1 protein-coding gene and 1 pseudogene are annotated in these 1,076 nt (G+C 61.2%); one reads left to right on the top strand and one right to left on the bottom strand.

The annotated features are described in order from the left end of the window. A pseudogene (locus OA56_RS08955) lies at positions 1-262 on the top strand (ABC transporter ATP-binding protein); the annotation flags it as partial. Between the two features lie 291 nt (positions 263-553). On the opposite strand, the gene OA56_RS08950 reads toward OA56_RS08955, so the two are convergent. Then, positions 554-1,076: transposase (locus tag OA56_RS08950; protein WP_461584774.1), on the bottom strand; the 523-nt coding region annotated here is incomplete at its 5' end.

Here is a 1,076-nt window from a genome sequence, read left to right as displayed (position 1 = left end):
GCTCGACGAACCCTCGCTCGGGCTGGCCCCGCTCATCGTGCGCGAGATTTTCCGCATCATCGCCGCGCTGCGCGAGCGCGGCGTCTCCATCCTGCTGGTGGAGCAGAACGCCCGTGCCGCGCTGCAGGTGGCCGACTACGGCTACGTGCTCGAGATGGGCGAGATCACCATGCACGGGCCGGCCCACGAGCTCGCCACCGATGCGCGCGTGATCGAGGCCTATCTCGGATTGGGCCGACACCAGGAACGACTCGCGCCTTGAGCGCCAAGGAGCCTTTCTCATGACCGGATGGCGACGCATCGAAGACGAACACCAGGCTCACGCCGTGGAGTGCAAGGAATTGGCGGTCAAGCGCGTCAAGGATGGGTAAGGCGTGAGCGTTGTGAGCAAGGGGGAAGAGTTTCAGCGGCTACCGGGCATAGAGTGGGGCGTCAAGCCTGATTGCAAGCGCCTGAGCGACAGCCAAATGTTGGCGCTGATTAACCATTCCTGCCGAATACAAGGGAGCCTGCGGCAATTCGTGCATGGTGCGCGCTTGCGACCGAGAGGTTTCTAATTTGACTGTGTCACAAATTGCGACGGGTTACCCCGCAGCATGGACATCGCATGAGTTGTCTTGCGATGTGTGTTGCGATGAGCTGCCGCAGTGAGGCAATCGAATCCGGCACATGCCGTTGCGCTCTTTTTGCTACCGCGAGGGACGAAACCTTCGGGTAGGCCAGGTGCTTGTGCTCGAGCGGCGTTTTTTTTATTGCCGTGCGCGAGGCGCTGATGCAGCAGGAATGCGTAAGCAGCAATGCAAAGGGTGGCGTGGTGGTGAAAGCCGCGCCAGTTGCGCCCTTCGTAATGCCCCAAGCCAAACTCCTGCTTGAGCTCCCGGTAGTCACGCTCGATGCGCCAGCGCATCTTGGTCACATGCACCAGACGATCCAGGGGTGTGTCGGGCGGCAGGGTGCTCAGGAAGTATTTCACGGGTTCGGCATGGCCTTGCGGCCACTCGATCAGTAGCCATTCTTCGGGCCGCAAGGTGCTGCGCCAGTAGTCTTTGGGTACCTCGAAAAACCCCCACCCCCTC

Source organism: Tepidiphilus sp. HLB4, from assembly GCF_054823945.1.
The sequence above is the reverse complement of the archived record's forward strand: the minus strand, read 5'-3'. Positions and strand labels throughout refer to the sequence as shown.